Origin of the sequence: Streptomyces bluensis (assembly GCF_014650715.1) — a bacterium.
Lineage (GTDB): Bacteria > Actinomycetota > Actinomycetes > Streptomycetales > Streptomycetaceae > Streptomyces > Streptomyces bluensis.
Genome location: NZ_BMVM01000003.1, coordinates 141,283 through 166,961 on the forward strand (window position 1 = coordinate 141,283; position 25,679 = coordinate 166,961).

Sequence of the window (25,679 nt, forward strand, 5' to 3'; positions counted from 1 at the left end):
CGGGCGCATGGCACTGACTACGTCCGCGGACGCCCCGCTGCCCGTCGGCGAGGTGTCGCGGCTCATCGGAGGGTGGATCGACCGGCTCGGCGCGGTGTGGGTCGAGGGGCAGATCACCCAGTTGTCGCGGCGCCCGGGTGCGGGCGTCGTCTTCATGACGCTGCGCGACCCGTCGTACGACATCTCCGTGAGCGTCACCTGCTACCGGCAGGTGTTCGACGCGGTCGCCGGCGTCGTGAGCGAGGGCGCGCGCGTCGTGGTGCACGCGAAGCCGGAGTGGTACGCACCGCGCGGGCAGCTGTCCCTGCGCGCCGCGGAGATACGGCCGGTCGGTGTGGGTGAACTCCTCGCCCGGCTGGAGCAGTTGAAGAAGTCCCTTGCCGCGGAAGGGCTGTTCGCGCCCGAGCGCAAGAAGCCGCTGCCCTTCCTGCCGCAGCTCATCGGGCTCGTCTGCGGGCGGGCGTCGGCGGCCGAGCGGGACGTCCTGGAGAACGCCCGGCACCGCTGGCCGGCCGTCCGCTTCGAGGTGCGCAACGTCGCGGTGCAGGGCGTGCACGCGGTGCCGCAGGTCGTCCAGGCCGTCAAGGAGCTGGACGCGCTCGACCACGTGGACGTGATCATCGTGGCGCGGGGCGGCGGCAGCGTGGAGGACCTGCTGCCGTTCTCCGACGAGCAGCTCATCAGGGCCGTGGCGTCCTGCCGTACGCCGGTCGTGTCGGCCATCGGGCACGAGCCGGACAACCCGCTGCTGGACCACGTGGCCGACCTGCGCGCGTCCACGCCGACCGACGCCGCCAAGAAGGTCGTGCCGGACGTCGGCGAGGAGTACGAGCGGGTGCGCTGGCTGCGGGACCGCGGGCGTCGCTGCGTCGAGGCGCTCATCGAGCGTGAGGAGCGAGGGCTGGCGCACGCGCTGGCCCGCCCCTCGATGGAGGACCCGCACCGCATGGTCGACGAGCGCGCGGACCAGGTCGGCGCGCTCCTCGACCGGAGCCGCCGCTGCCTCGGCCACCACCTGGACCGCGCCGACTCGGAGCTGGCGCACACCCGCGCGCGTGTGGTCGCCCTCTCCCCGGCCGCGACCCTGAAGCGTGGGTACGCGGTGCTGCAAAAGGCCGACGGCCATGTCGTACGCGCCCCACGGGAGGTCACGGACGGCGAGCCGCTGCGGGCCCGGGTGGCCGAGGGCGAGTTCACGGTACGAGTCGACACATAGGGTGAGGGACATGACCAGCAGCAACACCAGCGAGACCAGCGAGACGCTCGGGTACGAGCAGGCGCGGGACGAGCTGATCGAGGTCGTCCGCCGTCTGGAGGCGGGCGGTACGTCCCTGGAGGAGTCGCTCGCCCTGTGGGAGCGCGGCGAGGAGCTGGCCAGGGTCTGCCGGCACTGGCTGGACGGGGCGCGGCGGCGGCTGGACGCCGCGTTGGCCGAGGAGGCGGCGGAGGACGACGGAGCGGAGGCGGGCGCGGAGGACGCGGGCGCCAAGTGACCGGCGGTGCGGTCCCCTCCCCGGGGACCCTGGCCCTGGCCTGATCGGCGCACGGGGTCGTCTCGGGTGCGGGCGCCCGGACGTGCGCCCGCGCATGCCTCACTCCGTCCTCAGCGCCTCCGCCATCTCCGTCAGCTGGGCGAACGGTGCCGACCCCGTCACCACCGTCGTGACCCCCTCACCCTTCAGGACGAGCGCGTTGTAGCGCTCGCCCTCGTAGCGCCGCCACTCCTGGTCGCCGATCTTCTGGGTGGACGTCTCCTCGGCGCCCTGGGTGGCGTCCTCGATGAAGGTGGACGGTTTCTGAGCGGACTGCTCGACCGCCACGTACTGACCCCGGGGGTCGTGGAAACCGAGGTGCCAGGCATCGAAGTCGTCGCCCCGGAAGCGGACCGAGGTCGCCTTCCAGCTCTGCGGCAGGCCCTCGGGAGCGGCCACCGGATAGGACGCCGCACGGCGCGCCGTCAGAAGCTCGACGCGGTAGTCGACGCGCTTGAGCTCGGGAGGCGTGTCGTCGTGCGGAACGAAAAGATAGATGACGCCGGCCGCCAGCACACTGACCCCGAGGGAGAGGATCATGTTGCGGACCGTCTGCTTGCCATTCTTGCCTGCCACGCCCTCATCGTCGCAGGTACACCGGTCTGCTCATCCGTGGGGTCCCCTGCTCGTTTTGTCGGTCTGGCGATAGAGTCGATCCGAACCCTCATCCGGCCGTCGTCGTATCAGAAAGGTGCGCTCCGATGACCGAGAACCATCATCTGCCGTCCGAACTTGAGGTGCCGTCCGAGGCCCCCGACCGCAACCTCGCCCTGGAACTGGTACGCGTCACCGAGGCCGCCGCCATGGCCGCCGGCCGCTGGGTCGGCCGCGGGGACAAGAACGGCGCCGACGGAGCCGCCGTACGTGCCATGCGGACCCTCGTCTCCACCGTGTCGATGAACGGTGTCGTCGTCATCGGTGAGGGCGAGAAGGACGAGGCCCCGATGCTCTTCAACGGGGAGCACGTCGGCGACGGGACCGGCCCCGAGTGCGACATCGCCGTGGACCCGATCGACGGGACGACCCTCACGGCGAAGGGCATGACGAACGCCATCGCCGTGCTGGCGGCGGCCGACCGGGGCACCATGTTCGACCCGTCGGCCGTCTTCTACATGGACAAGCTGGTCACCGGGCCGGAGGCCGCCGACTTCGTCGACATCGACGCGCCCGTGTCCGTCAACATCCGGCGGGTCGCCAAGGCCAAGCGGTCCACGCCCGAGGACGTCACGGTCGTCATCCTCGACCGGCCCCGCCACGAGGGGATCATCAAGGAGATCCGGGAGACCGGAGCACGCATCAAGCTGATCTCCGACGGCGACGTCGCGGGCTCGATCCTGGCGCTGCGCGAGAACACCGGCATCGATCTGCTGCTCGGCATCGGCGGTACGCCCGAAGGCATCATCTCGGCCTGCGCGGTCAAGTGCCTCGGCGGCACCATCCAGGGCAAGCTGTGGCCGAAGGACGACGGTGAGCGGCAGCGCGCCATCGACGCGGGCCACGACCTGGACCGTGTGCTGACGACGGACGACCTGGTCTCCGGTGAGAACGTCTTCTTCGTGGCCACCGGCATCACCGACGGCGAGCTGCTGCGCGGCGTGCGCTACCGCGCCGAGACCGCGACGACCGACTCCATCGTCATGCGGTCGAAGTCCGGCACGGTCCGCCGCATCGACTCCGTGCACCGGCTGAGCAAGCTGCGCGCGTACAGCTCGATCGACTTCGAGCGAGCCAAGTAGCTCCGCCGGTCGAGCCACACAAGCTCAAAGCCCCGCGTCCGGCGACGGTGGGCGCCCTCGGTGCGGAGAGGGCGCCCTTTCCCTTCGTACGCGCGGGAGTTCGCCAGAAATCACCGGAGTTCGCGGGAGTTCGCGGGAGTTCAGGAGGCCGCCGCCACCCGGCTCGCCGAGGCCGCCTTCTTCAGCTCCAGCTCGCGGCGGCGGCGCCGGGCCAGGACCACACGGCGCTCGGCGGCGGTGAGGCCGCCCCAGACGCCGTACGGCTCGGGCTGCAGCAGCGCGTGCTCGCGGCATTCGACCATGACGGGACAGCGGGCACAGACCCGCTTCGCCGCCTCCTCGCGGGAGAGCCGGGCCGCGGTGGGCTCCTTCGACGGGGCGAAGAACAGCCCGGCCTCGTCGCGCCGGCACACCGCCTCCGTGTGCCAGGGGACGTCCTGATCCCTGTCTCGCACTGGCACCCGCTGGGAGGGAACAGCAGCGACCTGCAGGGACGAAGGGGACGGTTGCAGCACGGTCTACTCCTGACGACGGCTTCGCGAGCGAGAGACGATGCAGCAAGCCCTACCCGTTGTACGCGGGCCTATGCGTGGAGCCCCCAACCGCCGGGTTCTGAAGGCGACTTGCGGTGAAGGGAGTGAGAGGCAGGGGGCGCGGGACCTTTGGCGCGAAGGGAATGCGCAACCGTCAACGATCCAGATGCCTGCGCAGACCGCTGTCGACCTTGCGCGTGACGCGGTCGAGCAGGTCGGCGATCACCTTGCCCCGCCTGGGCCTCGCCTCCACGCTGCCCAGCACGGCCAGCCCGTCCACATAGACCACGGGCGCGTCGGGTTCCCCCGAATCCAGCGTGTCCACTTCGAAGTTACCGAGGACGCCGGCGCCGCTGCCCCGCAGCGAGACGTTCTCCGGGACGCGGACCTCGACGCTGCCGCATATCGAGATCGCCTTGATCATCACCTGGCGGTGCTCGAAGAGCGCCTCGCTGAGGTCGATCTCGACGCTGCCGAATATCGCGTACGCGTGGATGCGACGGCCGGCCCGCCAGCGGCCCCTGCGCAGCGAGGCACTGAAGACCGCCACCAGGCGCTCGTCCGGGTCGACCGGAATCGCGCCCGGCGAGGGCCGGCTGGGCGCCGCCGCGTACGCCCCGGCCGCCCTGCCGGTGTGGGCGGCGGGCAGGTCCCGTATGAAGACCTCCAGCTCACCCACCGTCTTGGCGGCGAGCACGCCCTCGACCCGCTCGGCGTGCTCGTCCGCGGTGAGGCGGCCCTCGGCGAGGGCGTCGCGCAGGATGTCGGCGATGCGGTCACGGTCGGCGTCCGAAGCACGCAGTTCGGAAGCACGCGGTTCGGAGACACGCGCTGCGGCGATCTGCTGCGGGGCACTCTTCTGAAGGTCCACGGCAGCAGCGTACCGAAACGCGATAGATCGCGACTACCCCTCGTCCGGGCCTGTGGAAAACCCGGCCTGTGGAAAACTCCCGGTGCTGGAACTGAGCCTTACCTCACAAGCTCGCTGCCGGCGACAGGTTCTACGCTGGTGGGGCCTGCCGGTGTCGGCGGGCGGCCGTCTGCCGAGTGAGGAATGGGCTGAGATGCCGCGTAGTTCCCCCCCATCCAACCCTGAGTTCGCGTACACCGATCTGCTCCCCATGGGAGAGGACACCACCCCGTACCGGCTGGTGACCTCCGAGGGTGTCTCCACTTTCGAGGCCGACGGCCGGACGTTCCTCAAGGTGGAGCCGGAGGCGCTGCGCAAGCTCGCCGAGGCGGCCATCCACGACATCCAGCACTACCTGCGCCCGGCCCACCTCGCGCAGCTGCGCCGCATCATCGACGACCCCGAGGCGTCCGGCAACGACAAGTTCGTGGCGCTGGACCTGCTGAAGAACGCGAACATCGCGGCGGCGGGCGTCCTGCCGATGTGCCAGGACACGGGCACGGCCATCGTGATGGGCAAGCGCGGTCAGAACGTGCTGACCCGGGGCGGCGACGAGGAAGCGCTGAGCCGCGGCATCTTCGACGCGTACACCAAACTCAACCTGCGCTACTCCCAGATGGCTCCGCTCACCATGTGGGAGGAGAAGAACACCGGCTCCAACCTCCCGGCCCAGATCGAGCTGTACGCGACGGACGGCGGCGCCTACAAGTTCCTCTTCATGGCCAAGGGCGGCGGCTCCGCCAACAAGTCGTTCCTCTACCAGGAGACGAAGGCCGTCCTGAACGAGGCCTCCATGATGAAGTTCCTGGAGGAGAAGATCCGTTCGCTGGGCACGGCCGCCTGCCCGCCGTACCACCTGGCGATCGTCGTCGGCGGCACGAGCGCGGAGTACGCGCTCAAGACCGCGAAGTACGCCTCCGCGCACTACCTGGACGAGATCCCGGCCGAGGGCTCGCCGCTCGGTCACGGCTTCCGGGACAAGGAGCTGGAGGAGAAGGTCTTCGAGCTCACGCAGAAGATCGGCATCGGCGCACAGTTCGGCGGCAAGTACTTCTGCCACGACGTGCGGGTCGTCCGCCTCCCCCGGCACGGCGCGTCGTGCCCCGTCGCCATCGCCGTGTCCTGCTCCGCCGACCGCCAGGCCGTCGCGAAGATCACCGCCGAGGGTGTCTTCCTGGAACAGCTGGAGACGGACCCGGCGCGGTTCCTGCCGGAGACGACGGACGAGCACCTCGACGAGTCGTCCGACGTGGTGCGCATCGACCTGAACCAGCCGATGGACGCGATCCTCGCCGAGCTGACGAAGTACCCGGTGAAGACCCGTCTCTCCCTGACCGGCCCGCTGGTCGTGGCCCGCGACATCGCGCACGCCAAGATCAAGGAGCGGCTGGACGCGGGCGAGGAGATGCCGCAGTACCTGAAGGACCACCCGGTGTACTACGCGGGCCCGGCCAAGACCCCCGAGGGCTATGCCTCCGGCTCCTTCGGCCCGACGACGGCCGGCCGCATGGACTCCTACGTCGAGCAGTTCCAGGCGGCGGGCGGTTCCAAGGTGATGCTGGCCAAGGGCAACCGCAGCAAGCAGGTCACGGACGCGTGCGGCACGCACGGCGGCTTCTACCTCGGTTCCATCGGCGGCCCGGCCGCCCGTCTCGCCCAGGACTGCATCAAGAAGGTCGAGGTCGTCGAGTACGAGGAACTCGGCATGGAGGCCGTCTGGAAGATCGAGGTCGAGGACTTCCCGGCGTTCATCGTCGTCGACGACAAGGGCAACGACTTCTTCCAGGACCCGGCGCCGCAGCCGACGTTCACGTCGATTCCGGTGCGGGGGCCCGGGCTGGCGTAGTACGTAACTCACGCGCGCCCCTGCCGGCCCGGGGCTGGCCGGGGGAGGCCGGGGGAGGCGCGTGGTGATGGCGTGGCCCTCGCCGACAAGTAACCGTGGGGGGGACCGCTCGCTTCTTTGCCAGTGTCGTGCTTCCGCGAGCCGAGTAAAGGGCGCTCCGCGTCGGCTGCGCCGATCGGCCTGCGGCCGACCCTTGACTCGGCTCGCTCCAGCACGGGGAAGAAGCGAGCGAGCGGCCCGGAAAGGCGGGGGCCCCAGGTGGGTAGGGGCAGGGGTTGGCTGATTGCTGGGCCGAGGTTGCGGGGCGCACTCGCGCCTCGCATGCACGCCGGGTCGGCTCAGCGGCTTGCGGTGCGTGGGGGGTCGGGCGCGTCAGCAGGGCAGGGGCACGCCGGGCGGGCTTGGCGGCTGTCGGCTGGTGCGTTGTCCGGCTGGGCGCGGTCGTCACCCCCGGCGGGAGGGCAGGCGGGGCGGGACATCTCATGAGTCACACTCACCCCACAGGCCACGCCTCAGGGGGTAATTGGCAACTTTGGGACGGGAGGTCGGGGGCGAGGAGGGGGAGGCGTGGCCGAAACCTGCCAATTACCCATGCCAAGGCGTAGATGGGGGTACGCCCCTCCACGGCTCTCGGGCAGGCCCGCCCGCGTGACCGCCCGCCACCGCTCACCGGCCGGACGCCGCCAAGCCCACCCGGCGTGCATGCGAGGTGCGACCGCGACCAACCCACCGGCCGATGGCCGCTGAGCCGACCCGGCGTGCCCCCGTGGCGCGATCGCGCCGTCAACTCCGGCCCAGCATGTCAGCGCACAGCACCCGCCATCCACCTGGGCTACCGCCTTTTCGGGCCGCTCGCTCGCTTCTTCCCCGTGCTGGAGCGAGCCGAGTCAAGGGTCGGCCGCAGGCCGATCGCCGAAGGCGACGCGGAGCGACAGCGGAGCGCCCTTTACTCGGCTCGCGGAAGCACGACACTGGCAAAGAAGCGAGCGGCCCCCACGGTCACTTGTCGGCGAGGGCGGTGAAGGCGGTAAGGGCGGTGACGAATGCCGACCAGGCCGGCCTGCCGAAGATCAGCGCGGGGCCGTGAGGGGTCTTCGAGTCCCGTACGGGGACGGCGTGCGGGTGGCGATCGAGGACTTCGAGGCAGTCGCCTTCGTTCCCGCCGCTGTAGGAGGACTTGCGCCAACCCTTCAGCACGGACGCGTCGGGGAGGGTGTGCTCCTCAGTCATGGTGGTCGTATTCCTTCGCAGTCAACCGCATCAGAGCCAGTGACTCCTTCTGCGACAGGGCATCTCCCAGCACGAGATCGTAGGCGGCCTGGATGCGCTCGACCAGAGTCGGCTCGTCGTGGACCGTGCCAGCCAGGAATGCCTCGACGTAGACAGCCGGGGGCTGGTCCTCGAACCACATCAGCTTGGCCTGGCTCACGAGCAGCGGATGACAGCCGACGCCGAACGGCGCCACGTGCACCCGGATCCGCTCGCCCTCCACCAGCCGTACAAGGTGCATGAGCTGCTTCGCCATCACCTGCGGACCGCCGATCGGCCGCCGCAGCACTGCCTCGTCGAGCAACACCCAGACCACCGGCGTGCTGGGGTCATCGAGAATCCGGGCCCGGTCGAGCCGCGTGGCGACGGCCTTGGCCCGCACCTCCTTGCACAGGGGCGGATAGGAAGCATCCCGGAGCACGGCATCCGCGTAACCCCCGGTCTGCAGGAAACCAGGCACGAACGACAACGCGAACTCCCGGATCACCGAAGCCTGTTGCTCCAGCGCCAACGCCGCCTCGAAGTGCGCCGCCACCGGCCTTCGATCGTTCCCCGGTCGAAAACTGCTCAACGCCCCCCGCGTGTCGAGCACCTGGTCCAGCCTCCGCGCATCATCCTTCGACGGCACCCGCCTCCCGGCCTCGATGTGGGCGATGTGCGTGCGCGACATGATCGCCTCGTCGGCCAGTTGCTGCTGCGTCTTCCCCGCCGACTCCCGCTGCTGCCGAAGCCAGTCGCCGTATGCCGTCCCCATGTGACACCCCTCTGCGATCGTTTGCTCACTTAGCGTAAAAACCCCTTCGCGCCCAAGTAGCCCAAACACCGGAACATCCCCACCGCCGCGATCGCTATACGGGCATGAGCGAATACCGCATCGAGCACGACTCCATGGGCGAGGTACACGTCCCGGCGGACGCCAAGTGGCGGGCCCAGACCCAGCGTGCCGCCGAGAACTTCCCGATCTCCGGCCAGCGCATCGAGCGCGCTCACATCGAGGCCCTCGCCCGTATCAAGGGCGCCGCCGCGAAGGTGAACGCCGAGCTGGGAGTGCTTGACGAGGACGTCGCCCAGGCCATCCAGGAGGCCGCCGCCGAAGTGGCGGAGGGGCGATGGGACGAGCACTTCCCGGTGGACGTGTTCCAGACGGGGTCCGGCACCTCGTCCAACATGAACACCAACGAGGTCATCGCCACGCTGGCGAGCGAGCGGCTCGGCAGGGACGTGCATCCGAACGACCACGTCAACGCCTCCCAGTCGTCCAATGACGTCTTCCCCTCCTCCGTGCACATCGCCGCCACCGCCTCCGTCACCCAGGACCTGATCCCGGCCCTGGAGCACCTCGCCGGCTCCCTGGAGCGCAAGGCGGAGGAGTTCGCGGACGTCGTGAAGTCCGGGCGGACCCACCTCATGGACGCCACACCCGTGACGCTCGGCCAGGAGTTCGGGGGGTACGCCGCCCAGGTGCGGTACGGCGTCGAGCGGCTTCGGTCCGGTCTGCCGCGGCTGGCCGAACTGCCGCTGGGCGGAACCGCCGTGGGGACCGGCATCAACACCCCGCCCGGGTTCTCCGCCGCCGTGATCGAGGAGGTGGCCCGGGCCACGGGGCTGCCGCTGACCGAGGCGCGCAACCACTTCGAGGCGCAGGGGGCCCGGGACGGGATCGTCGAGACCAGCGGACACCTGCGGACCATCGCCGTCGGATTGACGAAGATCGCCAATGACCTGCGGTGGATGGCGTCGGGCCCGCGGACCGGGCTCGCCGAGATCCGGCTCCCCGACCTCCAGCCCGGGTCCTCGATCATGCCCGGCAAGGTCAACCCGGTGATCCCTGAAGCCGTCCTCATGGTCTGTGCGCAGGTCATCGGCAACGACGTGACCATCACGACCGCGGGTGCCTCCGGGAACTTCGAGCTCAACGTGATGCTGCCCGTGATCGCCAAGAACGTGCTGGAGTCCGTCCGCCTGCTCACGAGCGCCTCGCGGCTGCTCGCCGACCGCACCGTCGACGGGATCACCGCCGACCGCGAACGGGCCCGCGAGTACGCCGAGTCGTCGCCGTCCGTCGTCACCCCGCTGAACAGGTACCTCGGGTACGAGGAGGCCGCGAAGGTGGCCAAGAGGTCGCTGGCCGAGCGGAAGACGATCCGGGAGGTCGTGCTGGAGAGCGGCTACGTGGAGCGCGGTGACCTCACCGTCGAGCAGTTGGACGAGGCGCTGGATGTCCTGCGGATGACACGGCCGTAACCGATTCCCGCCATGGCGTGAACCTTCACGCCCCCAGCGGCGTCGTATGCCAGGGACACCTAATATCTCTGCATGGCGGATGACGGAGCGGTGAGACGAGTGGACAAGGGCGAGTCCGCGGCGGGGCACTGGGCGCCCGGGAGTCAGATCCTGTGGCGGTACCGGGAGAACGCCGGCGAGCGCTTCCACATCGTGCGCCCCGTCACCGTCGTACGGGATGACGGCGAGTTGCTCGCCGTATGGCTGGCGCCGGGCACCGAGTGCGTCAGGCCCGTGCTCGCCGACGGCACCCCCGTGCACGTCGAGCCGCTGGAGTCCCGCTACACCAAGCCGCGGACCGTGCAGCGGGACCGCTGGTTCGGTACGGGTGTGCTGAAGCTGGCCCGGCCCGGCGAGGCGTGGTCCGTGTGGCTGTTCTGGGAGCCGGGCTGGCAGTTCAAGAACTGGTACGTGAACCTGGAGGAGCCGGGGACGCGTTGGGACGGCGGCGTGGACTCCCGGGACCACTTCCTCGACATCTCGGTGCGTCCGGACCGCAGTTGGCGCTGGCACGACGAGGACGAGTTCGCGCAGGCCCAGCGGGACGGCCTGATGGACGCTCACCTGGCCGAGCAGGTACGGGAGGCGGGGCGTTCGGCGGTGCGGCTCATCCAGGACTGGGGGCCGCCGTTCTCGGAAGGGTGGCAGGACTGGCGCCCACGGCGCGAATGGGGCGTACCCTCCCTTCCGGACGACTGGGACCGCACTCCGGCGCACGCGTCGCCATGAGACCCTTGAAACGCCCCCGGTCCACAACCGTAGGATCGTCCTCCGCAAAGGAATTCATGGGGGCAACTCCCGTAGGACGCACAGTGCTTGACCGAACGTCACCGAGGGGCGGCAGGACGTGACCAAGGGGTACGAGGGCTACACCGGTACGGGCCGGAGAGGGCCGGTCGGGCCGTCCGTGCGGCCGGCGCCGAAGGCGACCGGGTCGGCCGGTACCGTCTGTGGCACAGGAACTCCCTCTGGCCACGCGGGGATTCCGTTCCCGGGGCACCTGTTCCGGGTATCGGGCTTCCTGCGGGAGGGAACAACGGGTTTGCTGTGTGCCGGACCCCACGCACGGCGCACAGCCCCGGACGGATGGATGCGACACGCGTGACGGAGCACCCCACCTCCCACGAGCGCCCCCAGTCGGGTGCGAGCCCCGCGGATCCCCGCGGGGCGCTCCTGCGTACCCCGGAGGCACTGACGATGCCGGCCACCGAACCGCTCCAGATGCCGCCCACCGCCGCCTTACCCGCTCAGGCGCGCACGGGCGACGCACCCGCCGAACCGGGTACGGCAGGCTGCGCGAAGAGCTCCCAGGACGCCTCGGCCGGCGAGGGCGCCCCCGCGACCGGCGACACCTCCGGGACCAGCGGTCCGGAGCACTCGCAGCCCGCGGCGAGCGAGCCCGACCCGCACCGCCCGCGTCCCGCTCCGGAGGGCATCCCGGCCCAGCCGGGCGCCGAGCAGTTCTCGGGCTCGGCGGACGGTCAGGAGCGGCGCCGGGGCGACGGTCTGCCGCCGGGCAGCCCCATGCCGATGCGGCGGGACGGGGACCGGCTGCGGTTCGTGGGCGCGGCGACGCGGCGGATCGCCCGGGGCATCGACCTGGACGAGATCGTGATGGGTCTGTGCCGGGCCACCGTGCCGACGTTCTCCGACGCGATCCTGGTCTACCTGCGCGAGCCGCTGCCGGTCGGCGACGAGCGGCCCGTCGGTCCGCTCGTGCTGCGGCTGCGCCGCACCGACCGGATCCCGGCGGAGCGCGACACCGAGGGCGGCTTCATGCCCGCGGTCCAGCCGGAGCCCGCCGATCTGGCCGAGGTCACGGCGGAACTGTGCGAGGTACGGCCCGGTGGCGCGCTCGCCGAGGTGCTGCGCGGTGTACGGCCGGTGTTCGCGGACTCCCCCGCGGCCCGTGACGCCCTGCCCGAACTCATAGGTGAGGACAGCCCGTTCGCGTTGCCCACCGGTCAGCGCGCCATCCTGGCGCCGCTGCGCGGCCGCCGGCGGGTGATCGGCGCGGCGCTGTTCCTGCGCCGCCCGGAGCGCATGGCGTTCGAGCAGGACGACCTGCTGGTCGCCGCCCAGCTCGCCACGCACAGCGCGCTCGGTATCGACAAGGCGGTGCTGTACGGCCGCGAGGCCTACATCGCGGACGAGTTGCAGCGCACGATGCTGCCCGAGACGCTGCCTCGCCCCACCGGTGTGCGGCTGGCGCACCGCTATCTGCCGGCCGCGGAGACCGCACGTGTCGGCGGCGACTGGTACGACGCGATTCCGCTGCCCGGCAGCCGGGTCGCCCTGGTCGTGGGCGATGTCATGGGGCACTCCATGACCTCGGCCGCGATCATGGGCCAGCTGCGGACCACGGCGCAGACCCTGGCCGGGCTCGACCTGCCGCCGCAGGAGGTGCTGCACCACCTCGACGAGCAGGCCCAGCGCCTGGGCACCGACCGCATGGCGACCTGTCTGTACGCGGTGTACGACCCGGTCTCGCACCGGATCACCATCGCCAACGCCGGGCATCCGCCGCCGGTCCTGCTGCACCTGGGCGGCCGCGCCGAGGTGCTGCGGGTACCGCCGGGCGCGCCGATCGGTGTGGGCGGGGTGGACTTCGAGGCGGTGGAGCTGGACGCGCCCGCCGGGGCCACACTGCTCCTCTACACCGACGGCCTGGTCGAGTCGCGGCTGCGGGACGTGTGGACCGGGATAGAGCAGCTGCGCGAGAAGCTCGCCGCGACCGCGCAGCTCACCGGACCGGACCATCCGCCGCCGCTGGAGGCGCTGTGCGACGAGGTGCTCGACATGCTCGGCCCGGGCGACCGGGACGACGACATCGCGCTGCTCGCCGCCCGCTTCGACGGGATCGCGCCCAGTGATGTCGCGTACTGGTTCCTGGAACCGGAGGAGATGGCTCCGGGCCGTGCCCGGCGGCTGGCGCGGCACGCGCTGTCCCGCTGGGGTCTTGAGGAGCTGTCCGATTCGGTGGAGCTGCTGATCAGCGAGGTGGTGACCAACGCGGTGCGGTACGCCTCCCGCCCGGTCACCCTTCGTCTGCTGCGCACCGATGTGCTCCGCTGTGAGGTCACCGACGACGTGCCCCAGCTGCCACGGCTGCGGCAGGCTCGCGCCACGGACGAAGGGGGCCGGGGGCTCTACCTGGTGAACAAGCTGGCCCGGCGCTGGGGCGCGACCCGTCTGAGCACGGGCAAGGTGGTGTGGTTCGAACTGAACCAGGCGTGAGCGCTCCGCCGGGTTGACCGGTGAACGCCGTCGAGGTCGCTGTCGACCGTGGGCTGCGGGTTGTCCGTGGCTGTCGCGCAGGTTCCCCGCGCCCCTTCACAGGGGCACGGGGAGCTTCGCGTTTACTGGCCGCTTCTGCCCTGCGGGTCGTCCGGATTCCCCGGAATCGAGAACTCCGGTGACGAGGGGGTGTTGCCCGGCGCCGAGGTCGTCGGTCCTCCCGTCGGTGTCTCCTCGGGAGTCGTCTCCGGAGTGCTCTCCGGCGCAGACGTCGTCGGCTCCTCCGTGGTCGGCTCGTTCGTCGGAGTGTTCGACGGTGTGTCACTGGGCTCCGGCGGCGGGGTCGTCTGGACGGCCGCGCCCTGGTTCGTCTCCAGGTCGAACTTGGTGGTCTCGCCCATCGCGCCGAAGGTGTACGCGGCCCAGATCTGCGCCGGGTAGCCGCCGCCGTTGACGCGGCCCTTGCCCGGGAGGAGGCCCGTGGCGCCCTGGAGGGGGACCTGGGCGTGGGACTTGGGGTCCTCACCGAACATGCCGACCGAGGTGACCAGGTTCGGGGTGTAGCCGGTGAACCAGGCGGACCTGTTGAAGTCGGAGGTACCGGTCTTGCCGGCGACCTGCTGACCGTTGCGGTCCGGGTTGTCCCGCACCGACGTACGGGCCGTACCGTCGTCGACCACGCCGGTGAGCACCGAGGTGACCGTGTCGGCGGCCTCGCGGCTGATGACCTGGTCGCCGATCGGGTCCGGGAACTCGACCGTGCGGTCCTTGTGTGTGGCCGAGGCGACGATGGCGGGGGTGACCTTCTTGCCGTGGTTGTCGAGGGTGGCGTAGACGCCGGCCATCTCCAGTGGGCTCGCGCCCATGGTGCCGAGGGTCTGGGCGGGCACCGCCTGCTCGTTCTCGACGTCCATGCCGAGATCGCCGGCGACCTTCATGACCTCGTCCATGCCGACGTCGACGCCCATCTGCGCGAAGACGGAGTTGATGGACTTGTTCATGGCGGTCTGCACGGTGACGTCGCCGTAGTCGACGTTGTCCTCGTTGGGCGGGGCGAATCCGACCTTGTTGCCGTTACGGTCCACGACCGGACGCTTGCTGGTGCCGTCGTAGATCGTCCGGGCGGTGATCGGGTCGCCGTTGCCGGTTTCGGCGCCCTCCGCGACGGCGGCGGCGAGGATCAGCGGCTTGAAGGTGGAGGCGGGCTGGTAGTCGGTGCGTGTGGCGTTGTTCGTGAAGTGCTTGGTGTAGTCCACGCCGCCGTACATCGCGAGGACCTTGCCCGTCTTCGGGTCGACGGACGCGGCACCGGCCTGGACGTCGCCGTCCACGTCCCGCTTCTTCGGGTCCAGTTTGCTGGTGAGGGTGTCCTTGACGGACTTCTCCAGCAGGGCCTGCTTCTTCTTGTCGATGTTCAGCGTGATGGTCCAGCCGCCCGCGTCGACCAGCGCCCTGGCGTCGTCCATGTCACTGGCCGAGTCGTCGGCGACGAGCTGCTTCGCCAGCGCGGTGTTCGCCTCCTGGACCAGGTAGCCGGTCTGGCCGCTCAGTCCGGGGGCGCCCTGGGGCTCCTTCGGCACGGGGAACGTCATGGCGTCGCGCTCGCCGGCGCTCAGCCAGCCCTCCCCGACCATGTTGTTCAGGACGTAGGCCCAGCGTTGCTTGACCAGCGTCTTGCTGGTGTCGCTGGCGGCGGCCCAGTCGTACTGGCTGGGGGCCTGGAGCAGTGCGGCGAGGTAGGCGCCCTCGGCGACGGTGAGGTCGCCGGCGTCCTTGCGGTAGTACGCCTGGGCGGCGGCCTGGATGCCGTAGGCGCCGCGGCCGTAGTAGCTGGTGTTGATGTAGCCCGCGAGGATGTAGTCCTTGGACTTCTCCCGGTCCACCTTGAGCGAGATCACGAGCTCTTTGAGCTTGCGGGTGATCGTCTGGTCCTGGCTGAGGTAGTAGTTCTTGACGTACTGCTGGGTGATCGTCGAACCACCCTGCTTGCCCTTGCCGGACAGCGTGTTGAGCAGGCCGCGGGCCGTGCCCTTGAGGTCGACGCCGGCGTCCTTGAAGAAGGACTTGTTCTCGGCGGCGACGAACGTGTACTGGACGCCCTTGGGGACCTGGTCGAGGTCGACGATCTCGCGGTTGACGTCGCCGTCGCGGGCGAGGGTGGTCCTGCCGTCGGCGTACTTGTAGACGTTGCTCTGCTTCTGCGCGAGGGCATTGCCCTTCGGGACGTCGATGAGCAGGTACAGCACGATGAAGGCGCCCATGGCGAGCAGACAGAGGCCGAAGAAGGCGCCGAGGAGCTTCTTGAAGGTGAAGAAGCGGCGTATGCCGCCCTTTCCGGAGGCCCTGGAGGCGGCCGCCCTCCGGGCCGCTCTCGGTCCCGGCGTGCCGGTGCCGACCGCAGCGGAGCCGGTCGCTCCGGACGAGGGCCTGGGCGCCGCGCGGTGGCCACCGCGCTGTCGCGCTCGTCTCTCTTCCGCTCGTCCCATGGGCCCGATCCGCTCCGCTTCCGTCTCGTGTTCCTTCTCGTACGCCACACGCACTTGTACGCCACACGCGTGTGTGGCACCGGCCGGACTGGCAAGCTAACACCGCGCGCTATGACAAAGGACCGCCGATCCCGGCTTTTCGGGACGTGACAATCAGCACGCGTCCCTGAGAGTCGACGCGCCAGCAGGCCGGAAGGTTGCCTCAGCAGGCGCGCGGGCACCGACAGGCGTCGGTAGCAGAACCGTGACATTCGCCCGTGACCTGCGGGGCCGATGCCCTCGCCCACCGGCTATACACGGCAGGTATACGTCGCGTGTATACGCCGCATGTACAGTGCTCCGCATGTCCATCGGTCACACACTCCTGGGACTCCTGGAGTCCGGGCCCCGACACGGTTACGACCTGAAGCGGGCCTTCGACGAGAAGTTCGGTCACGACCGGCCGCTGCACTACGGCCAGGTCTACTCGACGATGTCGCGGCTGCTGAAGAACGGTCTCGTCGAGGTCGAGGGCGTCGAGCCGGGCGACGGCCCCGAGCGGAAGCGGTACGCGATCACCGAGGCCGGCATCACCGATGTCCGGCAGTGGCTGGCCACGCCCGAGAAGCCCGAGCCGTACCTCCAGTCGGTCCTCTACACCAAGGTCGTCCTGGCCCTGCTCACCCATCGGAACGCCGCCGACATCCTCGACTCGCAGCGCTCCGAGCACCTGCGCATGATGCGCATCCTCACCGACCGCAAACGTAAGGGCGATCTGGCGGATCAGCTGATCTGTGACCACGCCCTGTTCCATCTGGAGGCCGACTTGCGCTGGCTCGAACTCACCGCCGCCCGTCTCGACAAGCTCGCCCAGGCGGTGGTCCGATGACACCCGCCGGCTCCCTGCTCGTCGCGACCGACCTGCGCAAGGCCTACGGTCCGACCACGGCCCTCGACGGCGCCGGGTTCTCCATTCACCCCGGCGAGGTCGTCGCCGTGATGGGCCCCTCCGGCTCCGGCAAGTCGACGCTGCTGCACTGCCTCGCCGGGATCGTGACGCCCGACTCCGGGTCGATCACGTACCACGGCCGCGAGATGGCCACCATGAACGACACCGAGCGCAGCGCGCTGCGGCGCAGCGAGTTCGGGTTCGTCTTCCAGTTCGGCCAGTTGGTGCCCGAGCTGACCTGCGTCGAGAACGTCGCCCTGCCGCTGCGGCTGAACGGGACCTCCCGCAAGGACGCCGAGCGCACCGCCCTGTCCTGGATGGAGCGCCTGGAGGTCGACGACCTGAGGGGCAAGCGGCCCGGTGAGGTCTCCGGCGGTCAGGGGCAGCGGGTCGCGGTGGCCCGCGCGCTGGTGACGAGCCCGCGTGTGCTGTTCGCCGACGAGCCGACCGGCGCGCTCGACTCGCTCAACGGCGAGCGCGTCATGGAACTGCTCACGGACGCCGCCCGGTCCACCAACGCGGCCGTCGTCCTGGTCACGCACGAGGCGCGGGTCGCCGCGTACTCGGACCGGGAGATCGTCGTGCGGGACGGGAAGTCCCGGGACATGGAGCGGGCCGTATGAGTGCGGGCCAGTGGCCTCGCGACCTGGCGATGGGGGTCAGGTTCGCCTTCACCGGGGGCCGTGAGGGGTGGGTGCGCGCCGTGCTCACCGCGGTCGGGGTCGGGCTGGGCGTGGCGCTGCTGCTGCTCACCTCGGCGATACCCAGCGCCCTGGCAACGCGGGACGACCGCGAGGACGCCCGGGACGACATCGGCCTCGTCTACCGCGACGAGACCGCCAAGACCAAGCGGTCCGACAGGACCCTGGTCGTCGCCAACGCCGACACCGAGTACGACGGCAAGGGCGTCCGCGGACGGCTGCTGGAGCCCGAGGGACCGCGGGCGCCGCTGCCGCCAGGAGTGCGGAAGCTCCCCGCGCCGGGCGAGATGGTCGTCTCCCCCGCGCTCGCCGAGCTGCTGGAGTCGGGCGGCGGGAAGCTGCTGAAGGAGCGGCTGCCGTACCGCGTCGTCGGCACCATCGGCGAGCCCGGCCTGGTCGGTTCGCGCGAACTCGCCTACTTCGCGGGCGTCGACGGGCTCGCGGAGCGGATCAACGGCTCGACCGTGGGCCGTATCGATGCCTTCGGAAAGGTGACGGACCAGTCGGGCGGGGAGGAGATGGACCCGGTCCTGCTGCTGCTCATCATGGTCGTCCTCGTGGTGCTGCTGATGCCGGTCGCCGTCTTCATCGCCACCGCCGTACGGTTCGGCGGCGAGCGCCGCGACCGCAGGCTCGCCGCGCTCCGGCTGGTCGGCGCCGACGGCCGCATGACACGCCGGATCGCGGCGGGCGAGGCGCTCGCGGGGGCCGTCCTGGGGCTGGCGTTCGGGACCGTGTTCTTCCTGATCGGCCGCGAGATCGCCGGTTCGGTCGAGGTGTTCCACGTCAGCGTGTTCCCGAGCTACCTCAACCCGTCCCCAGCGCTCGCCGCGCTGATCGTCGTCGCGGTCCCGGCCTCCGCCGTCCTCGTCACCCTGTTCGCCCTGCGTGGCGTCGTCATCGAGCCCCTCGGCGTGGTCCGCACGGCCAAGCCCGCGCGGCGCAGGCTCTGGTGGCGGCTCCTGGTGCCCCTCGCCGGACTCGCGATGCTCTACCCGATGCTCGGCCAGGGCTCGGACAACGGGAACTTCAACGAGTACATGGTCACCAGCGGCGTGGTGCTTCTGCTCGTCGGTGTCACCGCCCTGCTGCCGTGGGCCGTCGAGGCGTTCGTCGCACGCATGGGCTCCGGCTCCCTGTCCTGGCAACTCGCCGTGCGCAGGCTCCAGTTGAGCAGCGGAACAGCGGCCCGCATGGTCAACGGCATCGCGGTGGCGGTGGCCGGGGCGATCGCTCTGCAGATGCTCTTCGCCGGGGTCGAGGGCCAGTACACGACCCCGACGGGCAAGGACACCAGCCGCGCCCATCTGGAGGTCGAGCTGGGGCACGACGTCCCCATGACCACCCTCAGGGAGAAACTCGACCGGACCAAGGGCGTGCGCGACCGCGTGATCGTCTCCAGGGGCTGGCTCGGCGACAAGCGCTTCGAGCCGGAGATGTCCTCGGACGTCACCATCGGCGACTGCGCGGCCCTGCGGGAGATGGCGACGCTCCCCTCCTGCCGTGACGGCGACGTCTTCGCGCTGCAGAACGCGGAGGACACGGACTCGGCGAAACTCGCCAAGCCCGGCCGCACGCTGTACTTCGACCCGTCCTACGAGGGCGGCGGCAGCGCCGGCAAGGAGATCGCCTGGACCGTACGGAGCGAGGTGAAGAAGGCCCAGCCGCGCGAGGATTCCCTGCGGGGGGAGATATGGGGGCTGCTGATCACGTCGTCCGCACTGCCCGACGAGGTCACCCCCGCGCTGTCGAGCTCCGCCTACGTACGCCTCGACCCGTCGGTGCCGGACGCGACCGACCGGGTACGGAACACGGCGGCCGCCCTCGATCCGCTGGCGAAGATCTGGACCTGGACGTCGACCGAGCGCAGCGGCGAGTACGCCTCCATCCGCACCGGCCTGTTCGTCGGCGCGGCCTGTGTGCTCGTCCTCATCGGCGCGAGCCTGCTGGTCTCGCAGCTGGAGCAGCTGCGCGAGCGCAAGAAGCTGCTGTCGGCCCTGGTCGCCTTCGGTACCCGGCGTCGCACGCTGAGCCTGTCGGTGCTGTGGCAGACCGCGATCCCCATCGCGCTGGGCCTCATCCTCTCGTGCGTCGTGGGCCTGGTCCTGGGTGCGGTGCTGCTGAAGATGTCGGCCACCCCGGTGACCGTGGCCTGGACGAGCGTGCTGTCGATGGTGGGCGTCGGCGCGGGTGTCGTCGTGGTGGTCACGCTGCTCAGCCTGCCGCCGCTGCTGCGGCTGATGCGGCCGGACGGGCTGCGCACGGAGTAGCGGTACGCGGCTCCAGCCGTACGCCGTCGGGCCCTTTCCGTGAGGAGAGGGCCCGACGGCGTACGGCGTGGAGGCTTGGGTGCGCCCCTGTGTCACGATCATGATCGTCCAACCTCTGGGGCTGCCCCCAACACCAGACCTGCTGCCGACCGGGAAAGTGATCCGCCATGTCGCTCGACTCGCTCAAGTCCGCGGTACCGGACTACGCCAAGGACCTGCGCCTGAACCTGGGTTCGGTCATCGGCGACTCCCCGTTGACCGCGCAGCGGCTGTGGGGCACGGTGCTGGCCACGGCCATCGCCTCGCGCTCGCCGATCGTCCTGCGTGAGCTGGCGTTGGAAGCCCAGGCGCACCTGTCCGCGGAGGCGTACACGGCCGCCAAGTCGGCTGCCGCGACGATGGCGATGAGCAACGTCTTCCACCGCACGCGTCATCTGCTGTCGGACCAGGAGTACGGCAAGCTGCGCACGGGACTCCGTATGAACGTCATCGGCAACCCCGGTGTCGACCGGGTCGACTTCGAGCTGTGGTCGTTCGCGGTCTCCGCCGTCAACGCCTGCGGCGTGTGCCTCGACTCCCACGAGCAGGCCCTCCGCAGGGCCGGTGTCGACCGCGAGACCGTCCAGGAGGCGTTCAAGATCGCGTCGGTCGTCCAGGCCGTGGGCGTGATCCTGGATGCCGAGGCGGTCCTGGCGGATTGACTCGCTCATCCTCCTGGCGGAGGGGTCCGGCGAACGTCACGTCACTTGTGTCCGCCGGCCGTGTCGTCCGACGGCGGCGACTCCTGTGCCGCGCCCACCGCCGCGACTCCCCGCGGCTGCGGCGCGTACCGGAGGGACGTCTCGCGGGAGTGGGCCCGCAGATAGCCGACGACCGTGTTCGTCACCGCCGCCAGCGGAACGGCGACCACCGCGCCCCCGATGCCCGCGACCATGCCGCCGGCCGCGACGGACAGGACGACCGCCAGCGGGTGGACGCGGACCGCCCGGCCGAGGATGAACGGCTGGAGGATGTGGCCCTCGATCTGCTGGACGGCCAGCACGACCACCAGCGTCATGACCGCGGTGAAGACGCCCTGCGTCACCAGCGCCACGACCACCGCCAGCGCGCCGGAGACCACGGCGCCCACCAGCGGGACGAAGGCGAAGAGGAAGATGAACACGGCCAGCGGGACCGCCATCGGAACGTCGAGGAAGTAGATGCCGAGGCCGATGAAGATCGCGTCGATCAGGGCCACTATCACCGTGCCACGCACATAGGCCGTCAGCGTCCGCCAGGCGCGCGGGCCCGCTCCGGCCACCCCTGGACGCGCCGCCTCCGGCACCAGCTTCAGGGTCCACTGCCAGATCCGCTCGCCGTCGTACAGCAGGAAGAGCGTGGAGAACATCGCCAGGAGGATGCCGGTCAGGGCCTCCACGATGACCGTCACGCCTTCCAGGCCCGCCGAGGTGATCGCGTCCGTGTTGGAGCTGACCGCCTCGCGCAGGTTCTGGGCGATGTCGTTGATCTGGTCTTCGGTGACGTGGAAGGGGCTGTTGAGCAGCCAGCGGCGCAACTCGTCGATGCCGTCCTGGATCTGGCTGGAGAGGTTGTCGATGTTCTCCATGACCTGCCAGGTCACGAACCATCCGATCAGGCCCATGACGACGAACCCGAGGATCGCGGTGAGCGCCGTGGCCAGGCCGCGCGGCACGCCGTGGCGGCACAGCCGGGCGACCGTCGGCTGCAGCAGGGCCGTGATGAGGAGCGCCGCGACGAACGCCAGCACCACCAGCTGGACGGCGCTGATGACCCGCATCAGGACCCAGAGGGTGCCCGCGAGGACGAGCAGCCGCCACCCGGCCTCGGCCGCGACCCGCATCCCCCAGGGAACGGCCTCGGCGGGATGGGGGCGGGCGGTGACGGCGGGTGCGTAGGAGGGCGGCGCCGGGACGTACCCGGCGGGCTGGGTCCCCTCCCCGTCGGGGCTCCCGGGGGACCCGGAGTTCCCGAAGTCCCGGGTGTCCAGCGGGTCGTCGTCGGCGTCCCGGGCCTCGGCCTCCGCGCGCCGGCGCTCCAGTTCCCGTCCCCATCCGGTCAGTCCGGCGCCGAGCCGGTCGATCCACTCTGGCACTCGCGACATGATCCGCTCTCTTCCCCCGCTGCTCTTCCGCCCCACCGCTTCCCCGAAGTGGCCGACCTCGACCGTACATGGGATGAGCCCCTCACCAAAGGACGGTGAGGGGCTCATGGAGGTTGAGCGGCCGACGGGGTGTACCCGAGGGCTCAGCAGGCGCTCAGTACCAGTTGTTGGCCTGCCAGAACGACCACGCCTCGCACGGACTGCCGTAGCGGGACTCCATGTAGTTGAGGCCCCACTTGATCTGGGTGGCCGGGTTGGTCTGCCAGTCGGAACCGACGGACGACATCTTGGAGCCGGGCAGCGCCTGGAAGAGACCGTAGGCACCCGAGGAGGGGTTGACGGCCTTGTAGTTCCAGGTGGACTCGTGGGTCACGATGTTGCTGAAGCAGGTCCACTGGTCGGCGGCCACGACCTGCTTGGCCATCGCCTGGACCTCGGCGACGGTGTAGCTCTTGCTCGCGCTGGCCGTGAGGGAGGAGACATCTCGGGCCGCGGAACGGCTGGCGGCCTCCTTGGCCTTGCGCTCGGCTTCCGCCTTCTTGGCGGCCTCCTCCGCGGCCTTCTGCTTGGCGATCGCGTCTGCGGCGGCCTTCTTACGGGCCGTCTCCTCAGCGTCCTTCTTGGCGCTGGCGTCCGCGGCGATGGCCTGTGCGTCGGCCTGCTGCGTCAGGGACGCGGTCTGCACCTGGGCCTGCTGGCCCATGGGAATGTCCGAGAGGAGAGTCGCGTCGCTTGCTGTCGCCTCGGCGTCGTTGGTCTGGGCGACGCTGCCCGAGGCAACGCCGACGACACTTCCGACAGCGGTGACCGCGGTGGCCGAGGCCACTGCGAATCCCCGGACCGAAATCCGGCTCACACGGTTTCCTTCCAGCATCGCCCGCTTCGGTGACCCTGGCGGACGCAATCGTGCCCCTGGCACTGGCCTCCCAACTGCGGGGTCACGGGAGGCACGGGCCCGGTGGGCAACTCCCTTGCGGGGAGCGCCGCGTGGTGAACTCGGGCGGCATACGACGACGCTATGGAGTTAGTCCTGGTGTTTCTGTTGTGCCGTACCGCTGGGGGTACCGGTGTGCCGTATGCGGGGCCTGACAGGAGTGAGACTCTGCCGCACCCCGGCACCGCAAGGCAATTCCGAGGTACGTGTGAAAGCTCACACCACCGTTTGCCCCAGGTGATTCAAGGAAAGCCGCACATGCCGAGCGCCGCCCAGCTAGGCTCATGGCCTTTGCTGAACGGCGCCAACCAGCGGGTATCTACCTCAAGTTGAGCACTCCGGTCAGATCTGCCCGTCCTCCAGCATTTCGGTCACAAGGGCCGCGATCTGGGACCGTTCGGACCGGGTCAGCGTGACATGGGCGAAGAGCGGATGCCCCTTCAGCTTCTCGACGACGGCGACCACTCCGTCGTACCGGCCGACCCTCAGATTGTCCCGCTGCGCCACGTCATGGGTGAGAACGACCCGTGAATTCGCGCCGATCCGGGACAGAACGGTCAGCAGGACGTTCCGCTCCAGGGACTGGGCCTCGTCCACGATCACGAACGCGTCATGGAGGGAGCGGCCGCGAATGTGCGTGAGCGGCAGCACCTCCAGCATCCCGCGCGCGGTGACCTCCTCGATCACCTCGCGGGACGTGACCGCCGAGAGTGTGTCGAAGACGGCCTGCGCCCAGGGGCTCATCTTCTCGGCCTCGGTGCCCGGCAGATAGCCCAGTTCCTGCCCGCCCACCGCGTACAGCGGCCGGAAGACCATCACCTTCTGGTGCTGACGGCGCTCCAGCACCGCCTCTAGACCCGCGCACAGCGCCAGCGCCGACTTGCCGGTACCGGCACGGCCGCCCATCGACACGATGCCCACGTCCGGGTCGAGCAGCAGGTCGAGCGCGATCCGCTGCTCGGCACTGCGGCCCTTGATGCCGAAGGCCTCCCGATCGCCGCGTACGAGGCGGATGCCGCCGTCGGGGGTCACCCGGCCGAGCGCCTTGCCGCGCTCGGACTGGATGGTCAGGCCCGTGTGCACGGGGAGTTCGGCGACCTCGGGGACGCTGGCGTGCCCCTCTTCGAAGAGGATGTCCACCTGCTCGCCGGCCAGGGTCAGTTCGGACATTCCGGTCCAGCCGGAGGAGTCCGTGATGGCCAGTTCCGCGCGGTACTCCTCGGCGAGGAGGCCGACGGAGGACGCCTTGATTCTGAGCGGGAGGTCCTTCGACACGACGGTGACGTCGTACCCCTCGGCCTGCAGATTGCGGGCGACCGCGAGGATGCGGGAGTCATTGTCCCCCAGGCGGTAGCCGGTCGGCAGGACGCTGGGGTCCGAGTGGTTGAGCTCGACACGGATCGTACCGCCGAGGTCCCCGATCGGGATGGGGGCGTCAAGACGGCCGTGCCTCACCCGGAACTCGTCCAGCAGGCGGAGGGCCTGCCGGGCGAAGTAGCCGAGCTCGGGATGATGCCGCTTGGCCTCCAGCTCCGTGACCACGACGATGGGGAGCACGACCTCGTGCTCGTCGAAGCGGTTCAGGGCGTTCGGGTCGGCCAGGAGGACGCTGGTGTCGAGAACGTAGGTGCGCCGGTCTGGCTTGTGGCGCTTTGTGCTGGTCACCACGGAAGGACGTACCCCCTCGGATGAGGTCGGGGAGCGACGGAGAGGAACTGGACCGGTCGACGGCCGCGATGCACGGGCCGGTGACCGGCCCTCAAGCCTCTTCGTCCGTGCGGTGACCACACGGTCGGGCTGGTGCAAAGGGCCTCCCGGGCGGACGGCCCCGTGCCGCCCGCTGAGATCCGACACCCGTGGTTCGGGTGTCGACCTGACTGGTTTATGCCCTCGAACACTCGCTGCCATGCCAGGGGACACGACGGCGCCCCGGTGAACTCCTCGTTACTTCCGTCCCGCTGGGGGCGTTGTGCACCTCACCCTATGCGGAGACTCAGCCTCCGTAACGCCGGTGTCGCGCGGCGTAGTCACGCAGGGCGCGCAGGAAGTCGACCTTGCGGAAGGCCGGCCAGAAGACGTCGCAGAAGTAGTACTCCGAATGGGCGGTCTGCCACAGCATGAATCCCGACAGGCGCTGCTCGCCGCTGGTGCGGATCACGAGGTCCGGGTCGGGCTGGTCTCCGGTGTAGAGGTGCCGGCTGATCATGTCGATGTCGACGGACTCGGCGAGTTCGTCCATCGAGGTGCCCTTGTCCTGGGCGTCGAGGAGCATCGAGCGGACCGCGTCGGCGATCTCCTGGCGTCCGCCGTATCCGATGGCGCAGTTGACCAGTATCCCGTCGACGTGCGCGGTGGCCTCCTCGGCCTCCTTCAGGGTGGTCTGCATCTGTCCGGGCAGCAAGTCCGGGGTGCCCACGTGGTGCACCCGCCAGCGGCCGTCGGCGGCGAGGGAGCGTACGACGTCCTCGATGATGCCGAGGAGCGGGCCCAGCTCCTCCTGCGGGCGGTCGAAGTTGTCCGTGGAGAGCAGCCAGAGGGTGACGACCTTGACGTCCGTCTCGGTGCACCAGCCGAGGAACTCCCCGATCTTGTCCGCCCCGGCCCGGTGCCCGTGTGCCGTGGTGGAGCCCGCCGCCTTCGCCCAGCGGCGGTTGCCGTCCATGATCACGCCGATGTGCTTGGGCACCTGGTCGTGGTCGAGGTGGCCTTCAACCCTGCGTGCGTAGGCCCTGACCAGCAGGCTACGTAGTTTGTCGCGCAGGTACACGTGATACAGCCCCTCCGTAGCGGATGCGGTCCCCCACGGCGAAGCGTACCGCTGTCGCGAGAGGGTACGGCCAAGGGGTGTCTGGGATCGGTGGGGGTGTGCGCGGCCTCGCGCCGCACAAAAAA

Annotated in this window: 21 protein-coding genes; 11 read left to right on the forward strand and 10 right to left on the reverse strand. The window is 70.1% G+C overall.

Going from position 1 to position 25,679, the window contains the following annotated elements; genetic code table 11:
- The first annotated feature begins 7 nt into the window (after nt 1-7).
- The gene (gene xseA, locus IE262_RS10600) at nt 8-1,216 is read left to right on the forward strand and encodes an exodeoxyribonuclease VII large subunit (protein WP_189873084.1); all 1,209 of its coding nucleotides are present in this window, start codon (nt 8-10) and stop codon (nt 1,214-1,216) included.
- Between the two features lie 10 nt (nt 1,217-1,226).
- Entirely contained in the window at nt 1,227-1,493 is a 267-nt protein-coding gene (locus IE262_RS10605; protein WP_134029317.1) for an exodeoxyribonuclease VII small subunit, read from the forward strand.
- A 99-nt stretch (nt 1,494-1,592) separates the two neighbouring features.
- Here IE262_RS10605 and IE262_RS10610 read toward each other — a convergent pair whose 3' ends face one another.
- Nucleotides 1,593-2,108: a DUF4245 domain-containing protein gene (locus tag IE262_RS10610; protein WP_189873086.1), complete on the reverse strand. Its 516-nt coding sequence runs from the start codon at nt 2,106-2,108 to the stop codon at nt 1,593-1,595.
- A 125-nt stretch (nt 2,109-2,233) separates the two neighbouring features.
- On the opposite strand from IE262_RS10610, the gene glpX reads away from it, so the two are divergent.
- Nucleotides 2,234-3,268, forward strand: coding sequence for a class II fructose-bisphosphatase (gene glpX, locus IE262_RS10615; protein WP_134029313.1), 1,035 nt, complete (start codon nt 2,234-2,236; stop codon nt 3,266-3,268).
- A gap of 140 nt (nt 3,269-3,408) precedes the next feature.
- Here the strand turns inward: glpX and IE262_RS10620 are convergent, their stop codons facing one another.
- Nucleotides 3,409-3,783, reverse strand: coding sequence for a WhiB family transcriptional regulator (locus IE262_RS10620; RefSeq protein WP_134029311.1), 375 nt, complete (start codon nt 3,781-3,783; stop codon nt 3,409-3,411).
- 172 nt (nt 3,784-3,955) lie between these two features.
- Nucleotides 3,956-4,672, reverse strand: coding sequence for a DUF1707 SHOCT-like domain-containing protein (locus IE262_RS10625; protein ID WP_373305020.1), 717 nt, complete (start codon nt 4,670-4,672; stop codon nt 3,956-3,958).
- 193 nt (nt 4,673-4,865) lie between these two features.
- Between IE262_RS10625 and IE262_RS10630 the strand changes: the two genes are divergently transcribed.
- Nucleotides 4,866-6,557, forward strand: a complete 1,692-nt coding sequence (locus IE262_RS10630) for a fumarate hydratase (protein ID WP_134029307.1) — start codon at nt 4,866-4,868, stop codon at nt 6,555-6,557.
- Between the two features lie 999 nt (nt 6,558-7,556).
- Here IE262_RS10630 and IE262_RS10635 read toward each other — a convergent pair.
- Nucleotides 7,557-7,787 (reverse strand): DUF397 domain-containing protein, encoded by a 231-nt coding sequence (locus tag IE262_RS10635; RefSeq protein WP_134029305.1) that lies wholly within the window; start codon nt 7,785-7,787, stop codon nt 7,557-7,559.
- Nucleotides 7,780-8,580 (reverse strand): helix-turn-helix domain-containing protein, encoded by an 801-nt coding sequence (locus IE262_RS10640; protein WP_189873087.1) that lies wholly within the window; start codon nt 8,578-8,580, stop codon nt 7,780-7,782. The genes IE262_RS10635 and IE262_RS10640 overlap by 8 nt, the downstream gene beginning before the upstream one ends.
- A gap of 104 nt (nt 8,581-8,684) precedes the next feature.
- On the opposite strand from IE262_RS10640, the gene IE262_RS10645 reads away from it, so the two are divergent.
- The 3 genes from IE262_RS10645 (at nt 8,685) to IE262_RS10655 (ending at nt 13,346) form a co-directional block, all read left to right on the forward strand.
- Nucleotides 8,685-10,070 (forward strand): class II fumarate hydratase, encoded by a 1,386-nt coding sequence (locus IE262_RS10645; RefSeq protein WP_189873089.1) that lies wholly within the window; start codon nt 8,685-8,687, stop codon nt 10,068-10,070.
- Between the two features lie 72 nt (nt 10,071-10,142).
- Complete coding sequence (fomD, locus tag IE262_RS10650; RefSeq protein WP_134029299.1) at nt 10,143-10,838, forward strand: cytidylyl-2-hydroxypropylphosphonate hydrolase; 696 nt, start codon at nt 10,143-10,145, stop codon at nt 10,836-10,838.
- A 357-nt stretch (nt 10,839-11,195) separates the two neighbouring features.
- Nucleotides 11,196-13,346, forward strand: coding sequence for an ATP-binding SpoIIE family protein phosphatase (locus IE262_RS10655; protein WP_189873091.1), 2,151 nt, complete (start codon nt 11,196-11,198; stop codon nt 13,344-13,346).
- Between the two features lie 122 nt (nt 13,347-13,468).
- On the opposite strand, the gene IE262_RS10660 is transcribed toward IE262_RS10655, so the two are convergent.
- Nucleotides 13,469-15,832: a transglycosylase domain-containing protein gene (locus IE262_RS10660; RefSeq protein ID WP_189873093.1), complete on the reverse strand. Its 2,364-nt coding sequence runs from the start codon at nt 15,830-15,832 to the stop codon at nt 13,469-13,471.
- A 343-nt stretch (nt 15,833-16,175) separates the two neighbouring features.
- Here IE262_RS10660 and IE262_RS10665 point away from each other — a divergent pair, with 343 nt between their 5' ends.
- The 4 genes from IE262_RS10665 to IE262_RS10680 all read left to right on the forward strand — a co-directional run bounded on the left by IE262_RS10665 (nt 16,176) and on the right by IE262_RS10680 (nt 20,432).
- Nucleotides 16,176-16,700, forward strand: coding sequence for a PadR family transcriptional regulator (locus tag IE262_RS10665; protein WP_134029293.1), 525 nt, complete (start codon nt 16,176-16,178; stop codon nt 16,698-16,700).
- Complete coding sequence (locus tag IE262_RS10670) at nt 16,697-17,383, forward strand: ABC transporter ATP-binding protein (RefSeq protein WP_189873095.1); 687 nt, start codon at nt 16,697-16,699, stop codon at nt 17,381-17,383. Before IE262_RS10665 ends, IE262_RS10670 begins: the two co-directional genes overlap by 4 nt.
- A complete protein-coding gene (locus IE262_RS10675; protein WP_189873097.1) occupies nt 17,380-19,731 on the forward strand; it encodes an ABC transporter permease in 2,352 nt (783 codons plus the stop codon). Before IE262_RS10670 ends, IE262_RS10675 begins: the two co-directional genes overlap by 4 nt.
- 167 nt (nt 19,732-19,898) lie before the next feature.
- The gene (locus IE262_RS10680) at nt 19,899-20,432 is read left to right on the forward strand and encodes an alkyl hydroperoxide reductase (RefSeq protein WP_189873099.1); all 534 of its coding nucleotides are present in this window, start codon (nt 19,899-19,901) and stop codon (nt 20,430-20,432) included.
- A 41-nt stretch (nt 20,433-20,473) separates the two neighbouring features.
- Here the strand turns inward: IE262_RS10680 and IE262_RS10685 are convergent, their stop codons facing one another.
- From IE262_RS10685 to IE262_RS10700, 4 genes are all read right to left on the reverse strand, one after another.
- Complete coding sequence (locus tag IE262_RS10685; RefSeq protein WP_189873101.1) at nt 20,474-21,853, reverse strand: AI-2E family transporter; 1,380 nt, start codon at nt 21,851-21,853, stop codon at nt 20,474-20,476.
- 154 nt (nt 21,854-22,007) lie between these two features.
- Entirely contained in the window at nt 22,008-22,709 is a 702-nt protein-coding gene (locus IE262_RS10690; RefSeq protein WP_452746375.1) for an aggregation-promoting factor C-terminal-like domain-containing protein, read from the reverse strand.
- 420 nt (nt 22,710-23,129) lie between these two features.
- Nucleotides 23,130-24,455 (reverse strand): RNA 5'-3' helicase PhoH2, encoded by a 1,326-nt coding sequence (gene phoH2 / locus IE262_RS10695; protein ID WP_134029280.1) that lies wholly within the window; start codon nt 24,453-24,455, stop codon nt 23,130-23,132.
- Between the two features lie 325 nt (nt 24,456-24,780).
- Nucleotides 24,781-25,554: an isoprenyl transferase gene (locus IE262_RS10700; protein ID WP_134029278.1), complete on the reverse strand. Its 774-nt coding sequence runs from the start codon at nt 25,552-25,554 to the stop codon at nt 24,781-24,783.
- Nucleotides 25,555-25,679: the final 125 nt, after the last annotated feature.